This is a genomic window from Glutamicibacter nicotianae, from assembly GCF_006539525.1.
In the GTDB taxonomy this organism is placed as follows: Bacteria; Actinomycetota; Actinomycetes; order Actinomycetales; family Micrococcaceae; genus Glutamicibacter; species Glutamicibacter nicotianae.
Window position 1 is genome coordinate 34,034 of sequence record NZ_BJNE01000006.1, and the last position, 20,235, is coordinate 54,268.

The following is a 20,235-nucleotide window of genomic DNA, read 5'->3' on the forward strand; positions in this document are numbered from 1 at the left end:
CGGCACAGGCCCCCTAGTCGCCAAAGGATTAATCCCCAATAGTGAACTTAGTCACACAAGCGATGTGCGCTCAGTCACATCACCAACTCGCTCAAGGAGGGCATCATGAGTGCCAACCCGGAACACGACGTCTCTGCCGGCGTTGATTTCGTCAAGGAGAGCCAATCCGAGGAATTCCAGGAACTGCGCAAGACCCACCGCAGCTTCGTCTTCCCGATGGCCATCTTCTTCCTCGTCTGGTATTTCGCCTATGTGCTGCTGGCCGACTACTTCCATGACTTCATGTCCATCAAGGTCCTCGGCAATATCAACATGGGTATTGTTCTCGGGTTGCTGCAGTTCGTGTCGACATTCGCGATCACCGCTGCCTACGTCAGCTTCTCGAATAAGAAGCTCGACCCGAAGGCAACCAAGATCCGTGAGCGCCTTGAGCGCGAGGGAGTGAACTAAATGAACCAGCTCAGCATCCTGGCCCAGGCCGCAGGCGAGTCGACCCAGGTCGGCAACCCCCTGGTCAATATCGCCATCTTCCTGGCCTTCGTGGGCGTCACCTTGGTGATCGTGCTCCGTGCCTCCAAGAACAACAAGACCGCAGCCGACTACTACGCCGGCGGCCGCTCCTTCAGCGGAACGCAGAACGGCACCGCCATTGCTGGCGACTACCTCTCGGCGGCATCCTTCCTGGGCATTGTCGGCGCTATCGCCATCCAGGGCTACGACGGCTTCCTCTACTCGATCGGCTTCCTGGTCGCCTGGCTGGTTGCCTTGCTCCTGGTCGCAGAGCTGCTGCGCAACACCGGCAAGTTCACCATGGCCGACGTGCTGTCCTTCCGCCTCAAGCAGCGCCCGGTGCGCATCGCTGCGGCGATCTCCACCCTCGCGGTGTGCGTCTTCTACCTGCTGGCGCAGATGGCTGGCGCAGGTGCGCTGGTATCCCTGCTGCTGGGCATCGACGAGAAGTTCGGCCAGTCTCTGGTGATCGTCATCGTTGGCGCACTGATGATCCTCTACGTGCTGGTAGGCGGCATGAAGGGCACCACCTGGGTGCAGATCATCAAGGCCTGCCTGCTGATTGCCGGCGCGCTGATCATGACCGTGTGGACGCTGGCCCTGTTCGGCTTCAACTTCTCCGAACTGCTGGGCAAGGCAGCTGAAGTGGCCGGCAACCCGGAGATCCTGAACCCGGGCATGAAGTACGGCGTTTCGGAAACCTCCAAGCTGGACTTCATCTCGCTGGCACTGGCCCTGGTGCTGGGCACCGCAGGCCTGCCGCACGTGCTGATGCGCTTCTACACCGTTCCTACCGCCAAGGAAGCCCGCAAGTCGGTGGTCTGGGCCATCTGGCTGATCGGCGCCTTCTACCTGTTCACCCTGGTGCTGGGCTTCGGTGCCGGCGCGCTGATCGGCCCGGAGCGGATCCAGGCGGCTCCCGGTGGCGTGAACTCGGCGGCACCGCTGCTGGCCTACGAACTGGGCGGCACCGTCCTGCTGGGCCTGATCTCCGCGGTGGCCTTCGCAACCATCCTCGCGGTGGTTGCCGGCCTGACCATCACCGCAGCCGCTTCCTTCGCCCACGATGTGTACGCCTCGGTGATCGCCAAGGGCAAGTCCACCCCGGAGAAGGAAATGAAGGTGGCTCGCCGCACGGTTCTGGTGATCGGCGTCTTCGCCATCGCCGGCGGCATCGGCGCCCAGGGCCAGAACGTGGCCTTCCTGGTAGCACTGGCCTTCGCGGTGGCAGCCTCGGCAAACCTGCCGACCATCCTGTACTCGCTGTTCTGGAAGGGCTTCAAGACCCGCGGTGCAGTCTGGTCCATGTACGGCGGCCTCGGCTCGGCCCTGCTCCTGATCATCATCTCGCCGGTCTTCTCCGGTTCGGAAACCTCGATGATCCCGAGCATCGACATGGCGATCTTCCCGCTGGCCAACCCGGGCATCGTCTCGATTCCATTGGCCTTCTTCCTGGGCTGGCTGGGCTCGGTCACCGATAAGGGTGTCGAGGACATCACCAAGCAGGCGGAAATGGAAGTCCGTTCGCTGACCGGTGTCGGTGCTGAAAAGGCTGTCGACCACTAGCCGGGAATAGCGGCAAAGCGCAAAAGCAGAGTTCCGGGAACCAGCCAGCAGGCTGGTTCCCGGAACTTTTTTGCTGCCCTGGAGCGCTATGCGTTGCCGGAGAGCGAGTGCTGGAGCAGGGCGGTGGTGCGGTAGGGGACGAGCTCGGCCATGGACAGCGCCGAATCCGCGCGATTCACCCCGTCGATATGCAGCAGCTGGCCGTGCACCCGGAACAGTTCCTCGGCGTCCTTGGCAGCTACCCGCACCAGGATGTCGGCAGAGCCGGTGAGGCCGTGCGCCTCAAGCACCTCGGGGATGGCTTCAAGCTTTGCGGCAATGTCGCCCAGGCAGCGCTGGTCGACGTGCAGCTCGACAAAGGACAGCAGCCCGTAGCCCAGGACTTCGGGCGGGATGCGGCGGTCGATGGAATCAAGCACCTCGTTTTCCAGGCGGGTCATCCGCGTCTGCACTGTATTGCGCCCGAGGTTCAAGGCCGTGGCAATGGCTGCGCCGGTGCGCTTGGCAGCGCTGGAAAGCGCAAGCAGGATGCGCCGGTCGGTGGTGTCCAGAAGTTGCATAATGTGCACGTTAGCATCCCCAACGGCAATCAAACAGTGCGTTTTGCTCTAATTTTAAAAACACCATTGTGCATCCTGCCTTGCGTGAGTAGCATCACATTAAGCGGCGTTTGAGAATCAAAACCCGCAACCGACTACGTGAGAGTAAGGATGCCGATCGTGTCCACACAGCACATTGACGTAGCCGCCGGATGCCTACCCACGCATCAGCTGCTGAACGTCGACGGGAAACGAATCCCGGACGAAGAACTTGACCACTATCTCAAGGACCTCAAGGAAGCGGACCTTGCGGATTTCCTGCGCGACATGGTTGTCCTGCGCCGCATGGACAATGAAGCCACCGCCTTGCAACGCCAGGGCCAGCTGGGCCTGTGGGCTCCGCTGCTCGGCCAGGAGGCCGCGCAAATCGGCTCCGTGCGGGCCACCAATGACGACGACTTCATTTTCCCCTCCTACCGCGAGCATGGTGTCGCCTGGGCCAGGGGAGTGAAGGCAGAGGACCTGCTCAGCGTGTGGCGCGGAGCGCAGGCCAGCGGCTGGGATCCGAATGAAGTCAATATCGCCTGCCAGCAGATTGTCATCGGCTCGCAGGCCCTGCACGCCGCCGGGTACGGAATGGGCATCAAATTCGATGGCGGCAAGCAAGTCTCCGTAGCCTACTTCGGCGATGGCGCCACCAGCCAGGGCGACGTGAACGAAGCCATGGTCTTCGCCGCCAGCTACCAGGCACCGGTGCTGTTCTTCTGCCAGAACAACCAGTGGGCAATCTCAGAACCGGTCGCCCTGCAAAGCCGCACCCAGATTGCCGACCGCGCCCACGGTTTCGGGCTGAAGACCTGGCGGGTGGATGGCAACGACATCCTGGCCGTCTACGCCGCCACCAAGGCCGCGCTGAACCATGCCCGCCATGGCCTGGGCCCGGCTTTTATCGAAGCGGTCACCTACCGCATGGGCTCGCACACCACCGCCGATGATCCAACCCGCTACCGCAAGAGCGAGCAGCTCGAAGAGTGGAAGGCCAAGGATCCCATCGACCGCCTGGTGAAGTACTTGCATGAGATGGGTGCCGATGTGCAGTCCTACGAGCAGCGCGCGCAGAACGCCGCCGATGACCTCGCCGCGAAGCTTCGCGAGGCGATCACCAGCATGGAAGATCCCAAGGCCGAAGAGCTGTTCACCAATGTGTACGCAGAAAAGCATGAGCCAACCGAACGCGCAGCCAAGAACTACCTTGACTACTTGGCAGATTTTGAAGGTGGAGAGTAACCGTGGCAACCACCATGCTCAAGGCGCTGAACAAGTCGCTGCACGATGCGCTGGACCAGGACGAGAAGGTCATCCTGCTCGGCGAAGACATCGGAACCCTCGGTGGAGTCTTCCGGGTCACCGATGGGCTGAAATCCAAATTCGGCGAGCACCGCGTCGTCGATACCCCGCTGGCAGAATCCGGAATTGTCGGCAGCGCCATCGGCCTGGCCTATCGAGGCTATCGCCCGGTGGTGGAGATCCAGTTCGACGGCTTCACCTACCCGGCCTTCGACCAGCTGGTGTCCCAGCTGGCCAAGCTGCACTACCGTTCGCGGGGACGGGTGAAGATGCCGGTCACCGTCCGCATTCCCTATGGCGGAGGAATCGGCTCGCCGGAGCACCACTCCGAATCGCCCGAAGCCTACTTCGCCCACACAGCAGGCCTGCGGGTCTTCGCGCCATCGAGCGTCGAGGATGCCTACTCCATGCTGCGCCAGGCCATCGCTTGCGATGATCCGGTGATCTTCTTCGAGCCGAAGCGCCGCTACCACGAAAAAACCACCGCGGAACTTCTCCCCCCGGCGCCCGATGCATCGCCCAAGGCAAAGATCGTTCGCCCCGGCGAGGACGTCACCGTGGTCGGCTATGGACCCACCACCTACACCCTGGTCGATGCGGCCAAGGCCGCGGAAGATGAAGGCACCAGCCTGGAGGTCATCGACCTGCGCACGCTGGATCCGCTGGACATCGACACCGTGGCCGAATCCGTCAAGCGCACCGGCAAGCTGGTGGTGGTCCACGAGGCCAGCCGGACCAGCGGCATTGGCGCGGAGATCTGCGCCGAAATCACCGAGCGCTGCTTCGACTACCTGGAGCATGCCCCCTTGCGCGTCACCGGATTCGACATCCCGTATCCGCCATCGCGGCTCGAAAGCCACCACCTGCCCGACTTGGATCGAGTGATGCACGCGGTCGACACCGTGATGCGCCACCACGAGGCAACCGAAGGAGCTGCCAAGTGATGACCGCCCACACCTTCAAACTCCCGGATCTCGGCGAAGGGCTCACCGAATCCGAGGTGCTGAATTGGAAGATCAAGGTTGGCGAGCATGTTGCGCTCAACCAGATCATTGCCGAGGTCGAAACCGCCAAGGCAGTCGTTGAACTTCCCTCGCCCTTTGCCGGGTTCGTCCAGGCCCTGCACGCCACCGAAGGCGAAACCGTGCAGGTCGGCGGTCCGCTGGTCACTTTCGACCAGGAGCCCGGCGGTTCCGGCGAGCAGCCGGCAGCGCCTGATTCGGCGCAACAGGAGCAAAGCAAGGCCGGCGAACGCACCCCCACCCTGGTTGGCTACGGTGCGCCGGCAGATACCGGAAACCGTCCGAAGCGCAAAGCCCGAGGCTCGCGCAACCCGGAAGCTGTGCCAGCACCTGCACCAGCAGCTTCGGCACCAGTTGCATCCCAGCCGGCTGACGGGCCGGGCACCCATGAACGTGAACAGCATGCGGTGACCAGGTGCACCCCGCCGGTACGCAAGCTGGCACGCGATCACGGGGTCGATATTTCGGCGCTCGCCGGCAGCGGCGAGGACGGCTTGGTGCTGCGCCGGGATGTCCAGCAGGCCATCGACTCCGCCGGTGCCAGCACGCCAGCGGCCAAGGACAGCGAATCCATGTCTCCGCCAGACGCGGATCGCCATGTGAAGATCACCGCGGTCCGCAGGGCCACGGCCAAGGCCATGGTGCAGTCGGCGTTTACCGCACCGCATGCCACCGAGTTCCTCACGGTTGATGTCACCGAATCCATGGAGCTGCTGGAGCGCATGCGGTCGCATCGACTGCTCAAGAACCTGAAGCTCAACATCACAACGCTGGCAGCGCTCGTGGTGACGAGACTGTTGAAGACTTATCCCGCGCTGAACTCGACGTGGGATGAAAAAGCTGACGAAATCATTGAATTCGGGTCAGTGAATCTGGGCATGGCCGTGGCAAGTGACCGCGGTCTGCTGGTTCCGGTGCTGAAAAATGCCCAAGCTAAGACGCTGCCAGTATTGGCTGCCGAACTCAGCGGGATTATTCTCCAGGGCCGCGAAGGAACATTGTCACCAGCCCAATTGACCGGTGGCACCTTCTCCATCACCAACGTGGGGGTTTTCGGCGTGGATGCCGGCACCCCGATTCTTCCTCCGGGGCAGGCAGGAATTCTGGCACTAGGCCAAGTGAAGCGCAGGCCTTGGGAATACCAAGACCAAGTGGCACTTCGCCATACGATGACACTCGCATTGTCCTTCGATCACAGAGTGGTCGACGGCAAAGAAGCAAGCGAGTTCCTCGCAGGTGTCGGCTCGGTGCTGGAGGACCCCGGAATGATGAATATTTTTATTTGATTCAAAGTAAATCATGACCGGGCTGAAGTAAATTCAGCCGGGTGAATAAACCGATTTCAAGCATTGCTTTCATGACTATTCATTGGTTGTTTCGCAATGTTTGATGTAATCTCATTCACTACGTGCTATAGCTCACGCTTGCCTGCACGGCTCTGCGAAATGCAGAAGCAGCAACGATCTGTTGAGGAGAAATAGGATGCGATACTCGCACGCATCTAAGGCTGTCGTTTTATCTGCAGCCTTGGCGCTGACCCTGTCCGCTTGTGGCGGCGGTTCGACCGAAACCGCCGGTGGCGAAGGTGACGGCTCGTATGTCGTAACCGCAAACACCACCGAACCGCAGAATGGCCTTCTGCCGGCTAACACCAACGAAGTTGGCGGCGGTCGCGTCATGGACCTGATCTTCACCGGCCTGGTCAGCTACGACGCCAAGGGCGCGCCGGTCAATGAACTCGCCGAGTCCATCGAAACCGAAGACTCCCAGAACTACACCATCAAGCTGAAGGCCGGACAGACCTTCTCCGATGGATCCCCAGTAACTGCTGCTTCGTTCGTGGATGCCTGGAACTTCGGTGCCGCAGCCAAGAACGCGCAGTTGAACTCGTACTTCTTCGAGTCCATCAAGGGCTTCGACGAGGTCAACAAGGAAGGCTCCAAGAAGGATGAGATGGAGGGCCTGAAGGTCGTGGATGACACCACCTTCACCGTCGAGCTGTCCCAGCCTGAGTCCGACTTCCCGCTGCGCTTGGGCTACACCGCATTCATGCCATTGCCTGAAGCGGCATTCGAGGATCCAAAGGCCTTCGGCGAAAAGCCAGTTGGCAACGGCCCTTACAAGTTGACCGAATGGAACCACGACGTCAACCTGAAGCTGGAAGTCAACGAAAGCTACGAGGGCCCACGCGAAGCCCAGAACGGCGGCATCGACTTCAAGGTCTACCAGTCCACGGACTCGGCCTACAGCGATCTGCTCTCCAATAACTTGGATGTGCTGGACCAGATCCCGCCAAGCTCTCTGGCTTCGTACGAGACTGACCTGGGCGACCGCTCGGTCAACTCGCCATACGCCGGCAACGCAACCATCACCATCCCGGGCTACCTGGACCACTTCAAGCAGGGCGAAGAGGGCAACCTGCGCCGTGCTGCGATCTCCCGGGCCATTGACCGCCAGCTGATCATCGACAAGGTGTACCAGGGCGGCAAGGTCAAGGCCGACGACTTCACCGCACCAGTGCTCGAAGGCTACAGCGCAGACATTCCAGGCAGCGAAGTCCTGGACTTCGATGCAGCTGAAGCCAAGAAGCTGTGGGAACAGGCTGATGAAATCAGCAAGTGGGACTCCGGCGACGAATTCTCCATCGGCTACAACGTCGACGGCGCTGGCAACAAGGAATACGTCGAAGCTGTCGTCAACCAGCTGAAGAGCAACCTGGGCATCAATGCAGTTGCCCAGCCATTCTCGTCATTCAAGGAATTGCGCGAGAAGGTCACCAGCTACAAGATGACCGGTGCATTCCGTACCGGTTGGCAGGCCGACTACCCATCGCTGTACAACTTCCTTGGTCCGCTATTCGGCACCGGGGCCGGCTCGAACGATGGCAAGTACTCCAGCAAGGAATTCGACGACAAGCTGGCCGAGGGCCTGTCGGCCACGGATCCTGCCGAGGGCGCAAAGATCTTCAACGAGGCACAGGAGATCTTGTTCAAGGATCTGCCAGCCATCCCGCTGTGGTACCAGGCAGTCCAGGGTGGTTGGAGCGAGAACGTGGATAACGTCGAGTTCGGGTGGAACGGTGTTCCGCTGTACCAGCAAATCACTGGCAAATAAGTTCCCTTCAGCTTCCGACCAAGTCAGACCGGATAGAAGCTGAAAACGCGCTAAGGGAGACCCGAGAACAACAGGGTCTCCCTTTGGCGTGTTTGTCCTGCCTCGCAAAAACAAACGTCGAATTACTTATCGACGGAAAGAGGATGAAAATGGCCCTGTGCCCTCACGTGTCTCGAGGTGAGATGCAAGCATGTTAAGTTTTACCCTGAAGCGAATCTCGCAGCTGTTCCCGGTCTTCATCGGAGCAACGCTGCTAGTGTACTTCCTGGTTTTCGCCACTCCAGGTGACCCGATCGCCGCGCTTTCTGGTGGCAAGCCCATGAGCGATGCCACCAAAGCCGCGCTGACCGCGCAATACAACCTGGACAAGCCGTTCTGGGTTCAATATGGCCTGTATCTGAAGAACCTGGTGACCTTGGACCTGGGAACCTCGTTCTCCGGACAGGAAGTCAAGGAGATGCTCGCGCGGGCGTTCCCCGTCACGGCACGCCTGGCAATCCTCGCATTGGTGATTGAAGCCGTATTCGGCATCATCCTCGGCGTTATTGCTGGTATGCGCAAGGGCAAGCTGTTCGACTCGACCGTGTTGGTTGCGTCGCTGCTGGTCATTGCAGTTCCAACTTTCGTGCTCGGCTTCCTGCTGCAGTACGTGGTCGGTGTCAAGCTCGAATGGGCCAAACCTACAGTTTCCGGCGCGGCAACCTGGGGCGAACTGATCCTGCCCGCATTGGTGCTCGGCCTGGTATCGCTGGCCTACGTACTGCGCCTGACGCGTACTTCCGTCATCGAGAACAAGACCGCTGACTACGTACGCACCGCGACCGCCAAGGGCCTGAGTCGCAATCGCGTGGTTACCGTGCACATCCTGCGCAACTCTCTGATCCCCGTGGTGACCTACCTAGGCGCCGACTTGGGTGCACTGATGGGTGGCGCGATTGTCACCGAAGGCATCTTCAATGTGCCCGGTGTCGGCCACCTGCTCTACCAAGCAATCCAGAAGGGCGAAACCCCGACAGTGGTTGCAGTCGTAGGCGTTCTGGTGATCGTCTTCGTACTTGCCAACCTGATCGTGGATATGCTGTACGCACTGCTTGACCCAAGGATCCGTTATGCCTGAGAACCAGAACTTTAATCCCGAAGACGGCTTGCCCATCCGCAGCAACCGCGCCGGCAAGGTTTCCAAGTACAAGATCGAGCACTACGTTGCTCCGCTGGACGAAACCCCCCTGCAAGCGGTGGACTCGGTCAAGGAAACCGGCAAGCCCTTGTCCATGTGGGCCGAAGCTTGGCGTTCGCTGCGCAAGCAGCCGCTATTCATCATCTCCACGATCATGATCATCGCGGTCATCGTCGTAGCTGCCTTCCCTCAGCTCTTCACATCGATTGATCCGGCTGGCAACCAGGCTTGCCTCTTGGAGAATTCCAACGAACCAGCACGCCCTGGACATATCATGGGCTTCAACCTGCAGGGCTGCGATATCTATGCGCGCACTATTTACGGCACGCGTGCCTCGCTGCTGGTAGGTGTCTTCACTACCCTTATCGTGGTGTTGCTTGGTGGCGCCATCGGCGCGCTGGCAGGCTACTACGGTGGCTGGATCGACACGATCCTGGCCCGCCTGGGTGACATCTTCTTCGCCCTGCCGCTGATCCTGGGCGCCATCATCGTGATGCAGCTGCCGGCATTCCGCGAGAACCGAAGCGTCTGGACGGTTATCGTCACGCTTGCGATCTTCGGCTGGCCCCAGCTGGCGCGCATTACCCGCGGTGCTGTGATCGAGGCCCGCAATGCGGACTTCGTGAAGGCCTCGCGCGCTCTGGGCCTGTCCAAGTTCAGCGCGTTGCTCAAGCACGTGATTCCGAATTCCCTGGCACCGATCATCGTTGTTGCCACAGTGAACTTGGGCGTGTACATCGTGGCCGAAGCCACGCTGTCCTTCCTGGGCGTCGGGCTCCCACCTGACGTCATGAGCTGGGGCAACGATATTTCCTCGGCGCGTACCCAGCTGCGCAACAACCCGACCATGCTGATGTGGCCAGCGCTGTTCCTTTCGGTGACGGTTTTGAGCTTCATCATGCTCGGTGATGCAGTGCGTGATGCACTGGATCCGAAGGCCCGGAAGGGAGCCTAAGCAATGACTCAGAGTGCAACTCCAAAGCCGCTGCTGGAAGTCAAGGACCTGGCGATTACCTTCTCCACCCCTGACGGTCCGGTCCACGCGGTCCGCGACGCGAACTTCACCGTGATGCCCGGCGAAACCGTGGCAATCGTCGGCGAGTCCGGTTCGGGCAAGTCGACCTCGGCCCTGGCCGCTATCGGCCTGCTGGCCGGCAACGGCAAGGTCTCCTCCGGCCAGATTCTCTTTGACGGCGAAGACATTGCCCAAGCCAGTGAAAAGCGTTTCGTCGAGCTGCGCGGCAACCATATTGGCATGGTTCCGCAGGATCCGATGTCCAACCTGAACCCGGTGTGGAAGATCGGATTCCAGGTCAAGGAAACTTTGAAGGCCAACGGCTTGGCGGGGGACAACCCCAACAAGCGCGTGGCCCAGGTCTTGGCTGATGCAGGTCTGCCCGATCCGGAGACCCGTGCCGGCCAGTACCCGCACGAATTCTCCGGTGGCATGCGACAGCGTGCGCTGATCGCCATTGGCCTGGCCTGCCGTCCGCGCCTGCTGATTGCCGATGAGCCAACCAGCGCGTTGGATGTCACCGTGCAGCAGCAGATCCTGGACCATCTGGACACCATGACCAGTGAACTGGGCACCGCGGTGCTGCTCATTACCCACGACCTGGGCCTGGCAGCCGAGCGTGCCGAAAAGGTCGTCGTGATGTACAAGGGACGCGTCGTCGAATACGGCCCGGCGCTGGAGATCCTGCGCAACCCGCAGCATCCGTACACCCAGCGCCTGATCAATTCGGCTCCGTCGCTGTCTGCGCAGCGCGGGGACAAGCACGAAGCCATTGTGGACGAGATTGAGCCGGGCAAGGCTGAACCGCTGCTGAAGGTCAGCAACCTGACGAAGGTCTTCGATATCCGCAAGGGCTTCGGCAAGAAGGAGAAGTTCACCGCGGTGGACAATGTTTCCTTCGAGATCCCCCGGGGCACCACGACTGCCGTGGTGGGCGAGTCAGGTTCAGGCAAGTCGACCATCGCCCAGATGGTGCTGAACCTGCTGGACAAGACCGAGGGCGAGATCATCTTTGATGGCGAGCAGATCGGCAACCTGAGCGAGAAGCACTTGTTCAAGTACCGCCGGCGTGTGCAGCCGATCTTCCAGGACCCGTACGGTTCCCTGGACCCGATGTACTCGATTTTCCGGACGATCGAAGAGCCGCTGCGCATTCACGGCATTGGCAATGCGGCATCGCGGGAGAAGAAGGTCAAGGAGCTGCTGGAGCAGGTCTCCATGCCCGCTTCCACAATGCACCGCTTCCCGAATGAGCTGTCCGGCGGGCAGCGCCAGCGCATCGCCATCGCGCGTGCCCTGGCCCTGCAACCGGAAATGATCGTGTGCGATGAGGCTGTTTCCGCGTTGGACGTGCTGGTCCAGGCCCAGGTGCTGGAGCTGCTCGATGAACTGCAGCGCGAGATGGGCCTCACCTACCTGTTCATTACCCACGACCTGGCCGTGGTTCGCCAGATTGCAGATAACGTCTGCGTGATGGAACACGGCAAGATCGTAGAGCAGGGAACGACGGACGAGATTTTCGATACGCCAAAGAGCGCTTACACCCGCAATCTGCTGGCTGCTATTCCAGGTGCTTCACTGATCTAGCAGCCCCGGAATCAACTGGATGGGCCGGTGAAACCGAAAGGTTTCACCGGCCCATTCGGCGCTTAACCTAAGCTCAACCGGGGTCATATTCAACGAATATTTCAGATTTAATGAACCTGAAACAAACGTTGCAAAAATGTTATAAATCACTCCGCGAGTCAACATGCGTGAAACAGTTGTCCGATTGATTTTTCCCAATCTGAAAGAAATCCTTGAAATCTCGGGGATGTGAGGTGTGTCTCGAAAACTGGCGAGTAACAAGCGCATTGCGAATGACTCTCAGGGGCAGGGGGTGGCGGAAATCTGAAGCGCTTCTTTCTATATCCAAGCCAGAAAATTCGGGTTAGTCTATTCCTCAATGGATTGATCATGTGATCTGATCCACAGTGGATCCACCGATCCGGAACTCGTACCATTCAAGAACTCTAGGAGGCGAAATGCGGTTTCAGCGCGTTTCGAAAGCAGTAGCTGTAGGAGCTGCCCTGGCCCTGGCCCTGTCGGCTTGTGCTCCAGGCGGCGGAGACACCGGCGCAGACGCATCGAAGGATGCCAACGCAGGTGGAGGCAACGGCTCGGCAGAAGCAGCGAACAGCGGCAAGGCTGATCTCGGTGATATCACCACTGCCGACGACACCATCAACGTCACCGTGGGTGCACCGGAATTCATCAGCTACAACGGCTTTACTCCGAACACATACTCCACCTACAACTCGGCGATCGTGGATCGTATGTTTGCCGGCTTCAGCTACTTCGGCACCGACGGCACCCTGTACCCGAACGAGGCTTTGGGCAGCTACGAAAAGGTCAGCGACGACCCGCTCACCATCAAGTACACGATCGCTGAAGATGCCAAGTGGTCTGACGGCACCCCGATCACCGTCGCCGACTCCGTGTTCGCATGGGCAGTGCAGAACCTGAACCTCAATGAGGGTTCCAAGGAAAAGCCGCTGTTCAACTCGGTTTCCGTTGATCTCGGCGACACCGTGCCAGAAGGCCCGCAGGGCGACTGGGACGGCAAGGAATTCACTGTTGAGTTCGCCGAGCCTGATCCGGACTGGGCTCTGCAGACCTGGATGCTGCACCCAGCGCATGTTGTGGCCGAGGAATCGGGCATGAGCACCGAAGAACTCGTCAGCGCCATCCGCGCCGGGGAGTCCGACAAACTGAAGAAGGCAGCCGACTTCTGGAACGAAGGCTGGATGACCGACCCGGGCAAGCTGCCCGATGAGAAGATCTCGCCTGTATCCGGCCCGTACAAGCTGGGCAGCTGGAAGGCTGGCGAATCCGTAACCCTGGTTGCCAACGAGAACTACTACGGCCCTGCACCGGCAACCAAGGAATTGACCTTCCGATTCCTTGAAGACGCCAGCATGGTCCAGGCGCTGCAGAACAAGGACGTCGACGTCATCAACCCGCAGCCGACCGTGGATACGCTCGCGCAGCTGGAGAACCTGGGCGACGCGGTGGCTATCCAGAAGGGTGACACCCTGACCTGGGAGCACCTTGACTTCAACTTTGCCGAGGGCAACGCAATGACCAACCTGGAACTGCGCAAGGCCTTCGCCATGTGCGTTCCACGCCAGCAGATTGTTGACAACCTGGTCAAGCCGCTGAACCCAGACGCCATCGTGATGAACGCCCGCGAAGTCTTCCCATTCCAGGACAACTACCAGGAAGTAGTGGACGCATCCTATGACGGCCGCTACGACGAGGTGGACATCGAGGGCGCAAAGAAGATCCTCGAAGAGCAGGATGCTGTTGGCACCGAAGTGCGCATCGGCTACTCGGCACCTAACGAGCGTCGTGCCAACGAGGTTTCGGCCATCAAGTCCTCCTGCGATGAAGCCGGCTTCAAGATCGTGGACTCCGGTTCGGCTGACTTCTTCTCGCCAAATGGTGCACAGGATCGTGGCGACTACGAGGTAGCGCTGTTCGCTTGGGCAGGTTCCGGCCAGATCACCTCCGGCCAGAACATCTACGCCACCGGCAAGCCGCAGAACTTCGGCCAGTACTCGAACCCTGAAGTCGACGCCGCATGGGAGACCCTGGCAAGCTCGCTGGACCCAGCAGTCCACGCGGAACAGACCAAGAAGATCGAGAAGCTGCTGTGGGATGACCTGTTCGGCATCCCGGTATTCGCCCACCCAGGCTTGAGCGCCTCGGGTTCGGATATCCAGAATGTCCGCCACACCGCAACGCAGGACCAGATCGTCTGGAACGCCGAGCAGTGGGTACGTGCTGAGTAATTGCCCTAGGCAACGTACTTGCACAACGTGAGCGAACACGTGCGGGGCCCGATCACAAGTCGGGCCCCGCAGTGTGTTCAAAGGTCCCCAACCGCAAGGGCCGGCTCACTTCCGTGAGATGAAAGTAGGACATTAGAACCGTGTGGAAATTTATCGCCAAGAGACTGGGCTCAGCGCTGGCAGTGCTGTTTGCCGCATCGCTCTTGCTCTACGTGCTGGTTATCAATTCAGGCGACCCGCTCAAGGACCTCCGCGAAAGCAACGCGGATAACCGCGAGTACCTGATGGCCCAGCGTGTGGAATACATGAACCTGGATGCACCGTGGTACGGCCGCTACTGGGACTGGCTGACAGGTGCCAGCAAGTGCCTGATTGGCCAATGCGACCTGGGCCGGAATATCAACGGCGTAGAGGTCTCCGGCCTGCTGGCCAACGCCGCATCATCCACCTTGCGCCTGGTCGTGCTCGCTACGGTGATTGCCGCGGTTCTGGGTATCGCCATTGGCGTGCTGACTGCAATCCGCCAGTACTCCGGATTGGATTACATCGTTACCTTCCTGACCTTCCTCTTCTTCTCGCTTCCCGTCTTCTGGGCAGCTGTGCTGCTCAAGGAGTACCTGGCGATCAGCTACAACGACTGGCTGGCCGATCCGCAGATATCCGTGGGGACGTCCATAGCCATAGGCATCGTTGTCGGCCTCGTCTTGCAGATGTTCCTCGGCGGCTCGCTCAAGCGCCGTGGCATCACCTTCTTCGCCTCCGCAGTTTTCGTCCCGCTGGTGCTGCAGTACAGCCTGTGGCTGAATTTCTACCGCTACCCGCAAATGGGCCCGGCCATCATCATCGTGCTGACGGCTCTGCTGGCCCTGAGCGCCACCGCCATGAGCGTTGGCCTGAAGGAAAAGCGCGTGCTGTACCCGGCATTGATTACCGTGGTGCTGGTCCTGGCCATGTACTACGCGACCTTCTACATGCTGCTGGAGCCAAATGGCTGGATCCTCTTCTTCGGCCTGGTCCTCGCGGTAGTGATCCCGGCAGCCATCGGGCGTTTCATGGGAGGCCGCCTGCGCAAGGCAGCCATGTCCGTTTCCATCATCACCGGTGTCGCCGGCGCAGCGTTGACCATTATCGACCACCTGTTCCGTGCGTGGCCCAGGTTCCTGGACGTCAAGGGACGCCCCATCGCGACCATCGGTTCCTCCACGGCCAACCTCGAGGGCGGCTTCTGGGACCACTTCCTGGATAACGGCACCCAGCTGCTGATGCCAACGATCCTGCTCGCGGTGATCTCCCTGGCCAGCTACTCGCGCTACACGCGTTCCTCCATGCTCGAAGTGCAGCGCCAGGACTACATCCGCACCGCGCGCTCCAAGGGCCTGAGCGAACGCACCGTGATCTTCCGCCATGCGTTCCGCAATGCGATGATCCCCATTGCCACCATCGCCGCCTTCGACTTCGCCGGCCTGATCGGCGGCGCAGTGATCACCGAGCGCGTGTTCGGCTGGAAGGGCATGGGCGAAATGTTCGCCACCGGCCTGGACCATGTCGACCCAGCACCCGTGATGGCGTTCTTCCTGGTTACCGGTACCGCCGCCATCCTCTTCAACTTGCTGGCGGATATCGTTTACGCCCTGCTTGACCCACGAATCCGAGTCTAGGAGGCATGAATCAATGAATATCCTTCATGCCTGCAACCCTAAGGACCAGCGATGAGCACCACGAATAACAACTTGAACGAGCCGCAAAACCTGTCTTCCGTGGCCGAGGTGGAAGACGCCAAGCTGGCCCAGATCCACGAAAAGCCGAAGAGCCAGGGACGCATCGTCTTCGATCGCTTCGTCAGCCACAAGCCGGCGATGATTTCCACGATCGTGCTGATCGTCATCACAGTCTTCGCATTCAGCTCTATCGGCTGGGGCCCGTTCCCCGGCTGGTGGGGGCAGAACTACTACCATGCCGGAGCGGTCGTGGACGGCGGCAAGCCGACGCTGAGCCTGGTTCCCACCTGGCTCGGCGGCGAAGGCTTCCGCATCGGCGAGCACCCCTTCGGGCAGGACTCTGTGGGCAAGGACTACTTCGCGCTGGTCATGAACGGAACGCAGAAGTCCATCATCATCGGCGTCGTCGTCGGCCTGGTCGCCACCGTCCTGGGAACCGTCATCGGAGCTGTTTCCGGCTACTTCCGCGGCTGGGTCGATGAAATCCTGATGCGCATCACCGACCTGTTCATCGTGATCCCGCTGCTGGTCCTGGCGGCAGTGCTCGGCAAGATGGCCGGTGCCTCCACCGGCTCCATCATCACACTGGCCCTGGTGCTCGGATTGGTGACCTGGACCGGACTGGCCCGACTGGTCCGCGGCGAAATCCTGTCGCTGCGCGAACGCGAATACGTGGCCGCAGCCCAGGCCATGGGCTCGAAGACCAGCCGCGTGATCTTCAAGCACCTGATCCCGAACACCATGGGCGTGATCATCGTGAACGCCACCTTCGCGATCGCCGGCGCGATCCTGCTGGAGTCCTCGCTGTCCTACCTCGGCTTCGGCGTGAAGGCCCCGGAATCCTCGCTGGGCTTGCTGATCAGCCAGTACCAGAACGCCTTCACCACCCGTCCATGGCTGTTCTGGTGGCCAGGCATGATCATCGTTGCCATCGCCCTGTCGGTGAACTTCCTGGGTGACGGCCTGCGCGATGCTTTCGACCCGCGCCAGGTCGGAAAGAAGCGCCGCCGCCGCGCTGGCATGTTCGCCCTTCCAACCCGCAAGGAGAAGCCATGAGCCACGCAGCACCAATGAATGAACAAGGCTCAGAAGACTTCGCACTGAGCTTCAACGACCTCAACGTCGTCTTTGCCACCGGCGGGGCCGATGTCCACGCGGTCAAGGGCTTGTCCTTGGCCGTCCGCCCGGGGCAGGTCGTCGCGCTGGTCGGCGAGTCCGGTTCCGGCAAGTCGGTGACCTCGACGGCGGCCATGGGCCTGCTGCCGGAAAACGCGAATGTCTCCGGTGCCGCCAAGGTCGGAAACGTCAACGTAGTTGGCCTGGACGAAGGCAAGCTGCGCAAGATGCGCGCCACCGATATCGCCATGGTCTTCCAGGAGCCGATGACGGCACTGAACCCGGTGCTCACCATCGAGCGCCAGCTGACCGAAGCGCTGGAACTGCACGACATCGCCTACGGCAAGGAAGCGACCGACCGGGCTATCGAGCTGCTGGAAATGGTGGGCATCCCGGATCCCGCCAAGCGCATCAAGCAGTACCCGCACCAGTTCTCCGGCGGCCAGCGGCAGCGCATCGTCATCGCCATGGCGATCTCCTGCGACCCGAAGGTCATCATCGCCGATGAGCCGACCACCGCACTTGATGTGACGGTGCAGGCCGAGATCCTCGATCTGCTGCGCGAGCTGAAAGACCGGCTGAATACCGGCATCCTGCTCATCACCCACAATATGGGTGTTGTTGCGGATATGGCCGATGAAGTGGCAGTGATGTTCCAGGGCAACCTCGTGGAGACGGGCACCGTGGATCAGGTATTGCTGCGCCCAGAGCATCCATACACCCAGCGCCTGCTGGCTGCGGTGCCCCGCCTGTCCGCTCCGGCCGTTGTCACCACGCAGGCCGATGCGCACAGCTCGGAAACCGCCCCTCCAGGGCGCGAGCTGGTTCTGGAAGCCAAGGACCTCGTGCTGGAGTACGACATGCGCGGGAAGATCTTCCGCGCCGTGGAAAACGTGAGCTTCGATGTTGCCAAGGGCGAAGTCCTGGGCATTGTGGGCGAGTCCGGCTCGGGCAAGTCCACCATTGCCAAGGCGGTGCTGGGCCTGTTGCCGGTAGCTAGCGGCACCTTGTCGGTCAGGGGCCACAACCTGCCCAAGCTTTCCCCGAAGGAAGCACGCAAGGTCCGCAAGGACATCGGCGTGATCTTCCAGGACCCGGCCGCATCCCTGAACCCGCGATTCCCGATTGGAGAATGCATCACAGAACCCATGGTGGTGCACAAGATCGGCAGCAAGGCCGAGCGCACCAAGCGTGCCGAAGAATTGCTCGATGCGGTGAAGATGCCGCGCAACGTGATCAACCGGTACCCGCACGAGCTTTCCGGCGGCCAGCGTCAGCGTATTTGCATTGCCCGTGCATTGACCTTGAACCCGGAGCTGCTGATCGCCGATGAGCCGACCAGCGCCTTGGACGTGTCGGTGCAGGCAGTTGTCCTGGAGATGCTCCAGGAGCTGCAGCGGGACTTCAACTTCGCCTGCCTCTTCGTCAGCCATGACCTGGCAGTCGTGGACATGCTGGCGGACGCGGTCGTGGTGATGCAGTCCGGCAAGGCGGTTGAGCAGGGCATGGCGGACACTGTGCTGCATGCGCCAACCCATGAATACACCAAGCGGCTGCTGGCTGCGGCACCGGTTCCGGATCCGCACGAGCAGGCAGTGCGCCGTGAGGCCTGGCGCCTGCTGAACAACACGAAGTAGGCATTGCGCTGAACAGCGAAAGGGGCGCGTTTCCAATGTTGCCCTTGGAAACGCGCCCCTTTCGCCTGCCCTGGCACTTGGCCGATGTCCGCTCGTTGAAAGCGGTGCTGCTGGCAGGTAGAAGGCGGGTATTGGATACCACAGCGTTGTGCTCCGCAGGTTGGGCGAGGGCTCAATTCCGATGAACAGACGCCCAGCCAGCCTCCCGCGGAAACAACGTTGCCTTTCGCAGAACGAAGGCAACATTGCGGCCCGCCGAGGGGCAAACTTTGGCTGCAGGACCGTGTTAAGAAGCAAGAGCCGGCTCTCAATTGAGAGCCGGCTCTTGCTTAATGCGTTGGGAAATTAATCCAGCTGCATGACGTTTTCGGTGACAACCTCTGCACGGGCGTTGGAGAAGATCTGCTCGGTGCCGATGGTCTTGAAACCGCGGCGTTCCAGGACCTTGATCGAACCCAGGTTGTCCTGGACCACGTGTGCGGTCAAGGGGCGCTTGGTGTATTCGGCAAGGAATGCTTCTACTGCGCTGGTGGTCAGTCCCTTGCCCCAGTACTTGGTCGAAGTCCAGAAATTGATTTCTGGTACTTCGCCGTCGAAGACCAGAATGGATCCAACGACGTCGCCCTCATGCTCGATGGTGCGAACCAGAACATTAGGATCGTTCAGAATCGAGTTCCAGTGGTGGTCGAATACCGCGCGGTCGGCTGGGTTACGCGCCTGATAAGCGGCCATGAGGTTCGCCTCGGGTTCTTGCTGGTGAGCGAAGAATGCGTCCAAGTCGGAAGGGCGGACTTCACGTAGCTGCACGATAAAGGCCTTTCAATCGTATGGGTCAGCGTGCCGGTTTCGGCACGCCAGGGAATGGTGGCTTGAAACCTACACTACCGGGGAAGTGAGCGCCGCGAGTGCCATATTGGACAATAACGGCTTCAAACCCGATTTTTTAGTTCTCGGTGAGTGAGCGGAATGGGCTGTCGAGTTAAGCAAGCCGAAGACAGCATGCGCACGGAACCGGTGCGACTGCTTGCTTCCGGTGGGATGCAATTTTGCCAATTCGGTAGTCCATAGCCCGATATAGGAGTTCTGGAGTTTGCGAACCAGTTCCAGCTCGGCCTTCGGCAACGATTTCAGGTCGCGGTCTTGGACCTGCAGGATATCCGGGCGGGACAGCGAGAAATCGGTGTGGAAATCCACCAAGCGCGACAGCACCTCCAGGGGAGTGCCGCCGGCTTCCGCCGCTGTGCAACCTCCGGCGTAGATGTCTTTGGACATGTCTACCAGCAGGGCGATAAGCACGGCCTGCTTGCCAGCGAAATGCCGGTACACTGCCGGACCGGAAATTCCGCAGGCTGCGCCGAGGTCTTCCAGGGAAACGCCCGCGTAGCCATTCAAGGCAAATAGCCTTGTGGCTTCGCGTAACAGCGCTTCGCGTCGTTCAGCTTTGGCGCGCTCGCGATCTGTTGGTTCATTGAGCGATTGATATTTGCTCGCCAACACCATCAACTCCTTACGTTTGCCAAGCCCAGTCTGGACAACTGTGACGGCTGCCACTACTGTCAAAAATGTAGCTGTTCTACCCACCCGTAGGCAGTGACCAGTTAATAAATATTAACCATACTCGTCGCAGCGTGCGCTTCCAAG

At 60.4% G+C, this 20,235-nt stretch carries 16 protein-coding genes; 13 read left to right on the top strand and 3 right to left on the bottom strand.

The features are described from left to right. Positions 1 to 105 precede the first annotated feature (105 nt). A complete protein-coding gene (locus tag ANI01nite_RS08630) occupies positions 106 to 450 on the top strand; it encodes a DUF485 domain-containing protein (protein WP_038989711.1) in 345 nt (114 codons plus the stop codon). Next, positions 451 to 2,076 (top strand): monocarboxylic acid transporter, encoded by a 1,626-nt coding sequence (locus tag ANI01nite_RS08635; protein WP_052253503.1) that lies wholly within the window; start codon positions 451 to 453, stop codon positions 2,074 to 2,076. Between the two features lie 86 nt (positions 2,077 to 2,162). Here ANI01nite_RS08635 and ANI01nite_RS08640 read toward each other — a convergent pair whose 3' ends face one another. Continuing rightward, on the bottom strand, positions 2,163 to 2,636 hold the full coding sequence (locus tag ANI01nite_RS08640) for an Lrp/AsnC family transcriptional regulator (RefSeq protein WP_038989709.1): 474 nt from the start codon (positions 2,634 to 2,636) through the stop codon (positions 2,163 to 2,165). Positions 2,637 to 2,786: 150 nt separating this feature from the next. On the opposite strand from ANI01nite_RS08640, the gene pdhA reads away from it, so the two are divergent. The 11 genes from pdhA to ANI01nite_RS08695 all read left to right on the top strand — a co-directional run bounded on the left by pdhA (position 2,787) and on the right by ANI01nite_RS08695 (position 18,594). Beyond that, positions 2,787 to 3,902, top strand: coding sequence for a pyruvate dehydrogenase (acetyl-transferring) E1 component subunit alpha (gene pdhA, locus ANI01nite_RS08645; RefSeq protein WP_141357421.1), 1,116 nt, complete (start codon positions 2,787 to 2,789; stop codon positions 3,900 to 3,902). A gap of 14 nt (positions 3,903 to 3,916) precedes the next feature. Then, positions 3,917 to 4,906, top strand: a complete 990-nt coding sequence (locus tag ANI01nite_RS08650) for an alpha-ketoacid dehydrogenase subunit beta (RefSeq protein WP_073706846.1) — start codon at positions 3,917 to 3,919, stop codon at positions 4,904 to 4,906. Further along, on the top strand, positions 4,906 to 6,270 hold the full coding sequence (locus ANI01nite_RS08655; protein WP_141357423.1) for a dihydrolipoamide acetyltransferase family protein: 1,365 nt from the start codon (positions 4,906 to 4,908) through the stop codon (positions 6,268 to 6,270). Before ANI01nite_RS08650 ends, ANI01nite_RS08655 begins: the two co-directional genes overlap by 1 nt. A 196-nt stretch (positions 6,271 to 6,466) precedes the next feature. Next, positions 6,467 to 8,098 carry a peptide ABC transporter substrate-binding protein gene (locus ANI01nite_RS08660; RefSeq protein ID WP_141357425.1) on the top strand — a complete coding sequence of 544 codons (1,632 nt, stop codon included), beginning with the start codon at positions 6,467 to 6,469 and terminating at the stop codon, positions 8,096 to 8,098. Between the two features lie 190 nt (positions 8,099 to 8,288). After that, positions 8,289 to 9,215, top strand: a complete 927-nt coding sequence (locus ANI01nite_RS08665) for an ABC transporter permease (protein ID WP_038989703.1) — start codon at positions 8,289 to 8,291, stop codon at positions 9,213 to 9,215. Beyond that, positions 9,208 to 10,230, top strand: coding sequence for an ABC transporter permease (locus ANI01nite_RS08670; protein WP_255314473.1), 1,023 nt, complete (start codon positions 9,208 to 9,210; stop codon positions 10,228 to 10,230). The genes ANI01nite_RS08665 and ANI01nite_RS08670 overlap by 8 nt, the downstream gene beginning before the upstream one ends. A gap of 3 nt (positions 10,231 to 10,233) precedes the next feature. Next, positions 10,234 to 11,877, top strand: coding sequence for an ABC transporter ATP-binding protein (locus tag ANI01nite_RS08675; RefSeq protein WP_038989702.1), 1,644 nt, complete (start codon positions 10,234 to 10,236; stop codon positions 11,875 to 11,877). Positions 11,878 to 12,314: 437 nt separating this feature from the next. Next, positions 12,315 to 14,123 carry an ABC transporter family substrate-binding protein gene (locus ANI01nite_RS08680; protein WP_038989700.1) on the top strand — a complete coding sequence of 603 codons (1,809 nt, stop codon included), beginning with the start codon at positions 12,315 to 12,317 and terminating at the stop codon, positions 14,121 to 14,123. A 140-nt stretch (positions 14,124 to 14,263) separates the two neighbouring features. Then, complete coding sequence (locus ANI01nite_RS08685; protein WP_141357427.1) at positions 14,264 to 15,781, top strand: ABC transporter permease; 1,518 nt, start codon at positions 14,264 to 14,266, stop codon at positions 15,779 to 15,781. 51 nt (positions 15,782 to 15,832) lie between these two features. Then, on the top strand, positions 15,833 to 16,897 hold the full coding sequence (locus tag ANI01nite_RS08690) for an ABC transporter permease (RefSeq protein WP_038989696.1): 1,065 nt from the start codon (positions 15,833 to 15,835) through the stop codon (positions 16,895 to 16,897). Continuing rightward, complete coding sequence (locus tag ANI01nite_RS08695; RefSeq protein ID WP_141357429.1) at positions 16,894 to 18,594, top strand: ABC transporter ATP-binding protein; 1,701 nt, start codon at positions 16,894 to 16,896, stop codon at positions 18,592 to 18,594. Before ANI01nite_RS08690 ends, ANI01nite_RS08695 begins: the two co-directional genes overlap by 4 nt. A 345-nt stretch (positions 18,595 to 18,939) precedes the next feature. On the opposite strand, the gene ANI01nite_RS08700 is transcribed toward ANI01nite_RS08695, so the two are convergent. Both ANI01nite_RS08700 and ANI01nite_RS08705 read right to left on the bottom strand, forming a co-directional pair. Next, positions 18,940 to 19,401: a GNAT family N-acetyltransferase gene (locus ANI01nite_RS08700; protein WP_141357431.1), complete on the bottom strand. Its 462-nt coding sequence runs from the start codon at positions 19,399 to 19,401 to the stop codon at positions 18,940 to 18,942. 69 nt (positions 19,402 to 19,470) lie between these two features. Then, positions 19,471 to 20,145 (bottom strand): TetR/AcrR family transcriptional regulator, encoded by a 675-nt coding sequence (locus ANI01nite_RS08705; protein ID WP_223308907.1) that lies wholly within the window; start codon positions 20,143 to 20,145, stop codon positions 19,471 to 19,473. Between the last annotated feature and the right edge of the window lie 90 nt (positions 20,146 to 20,235).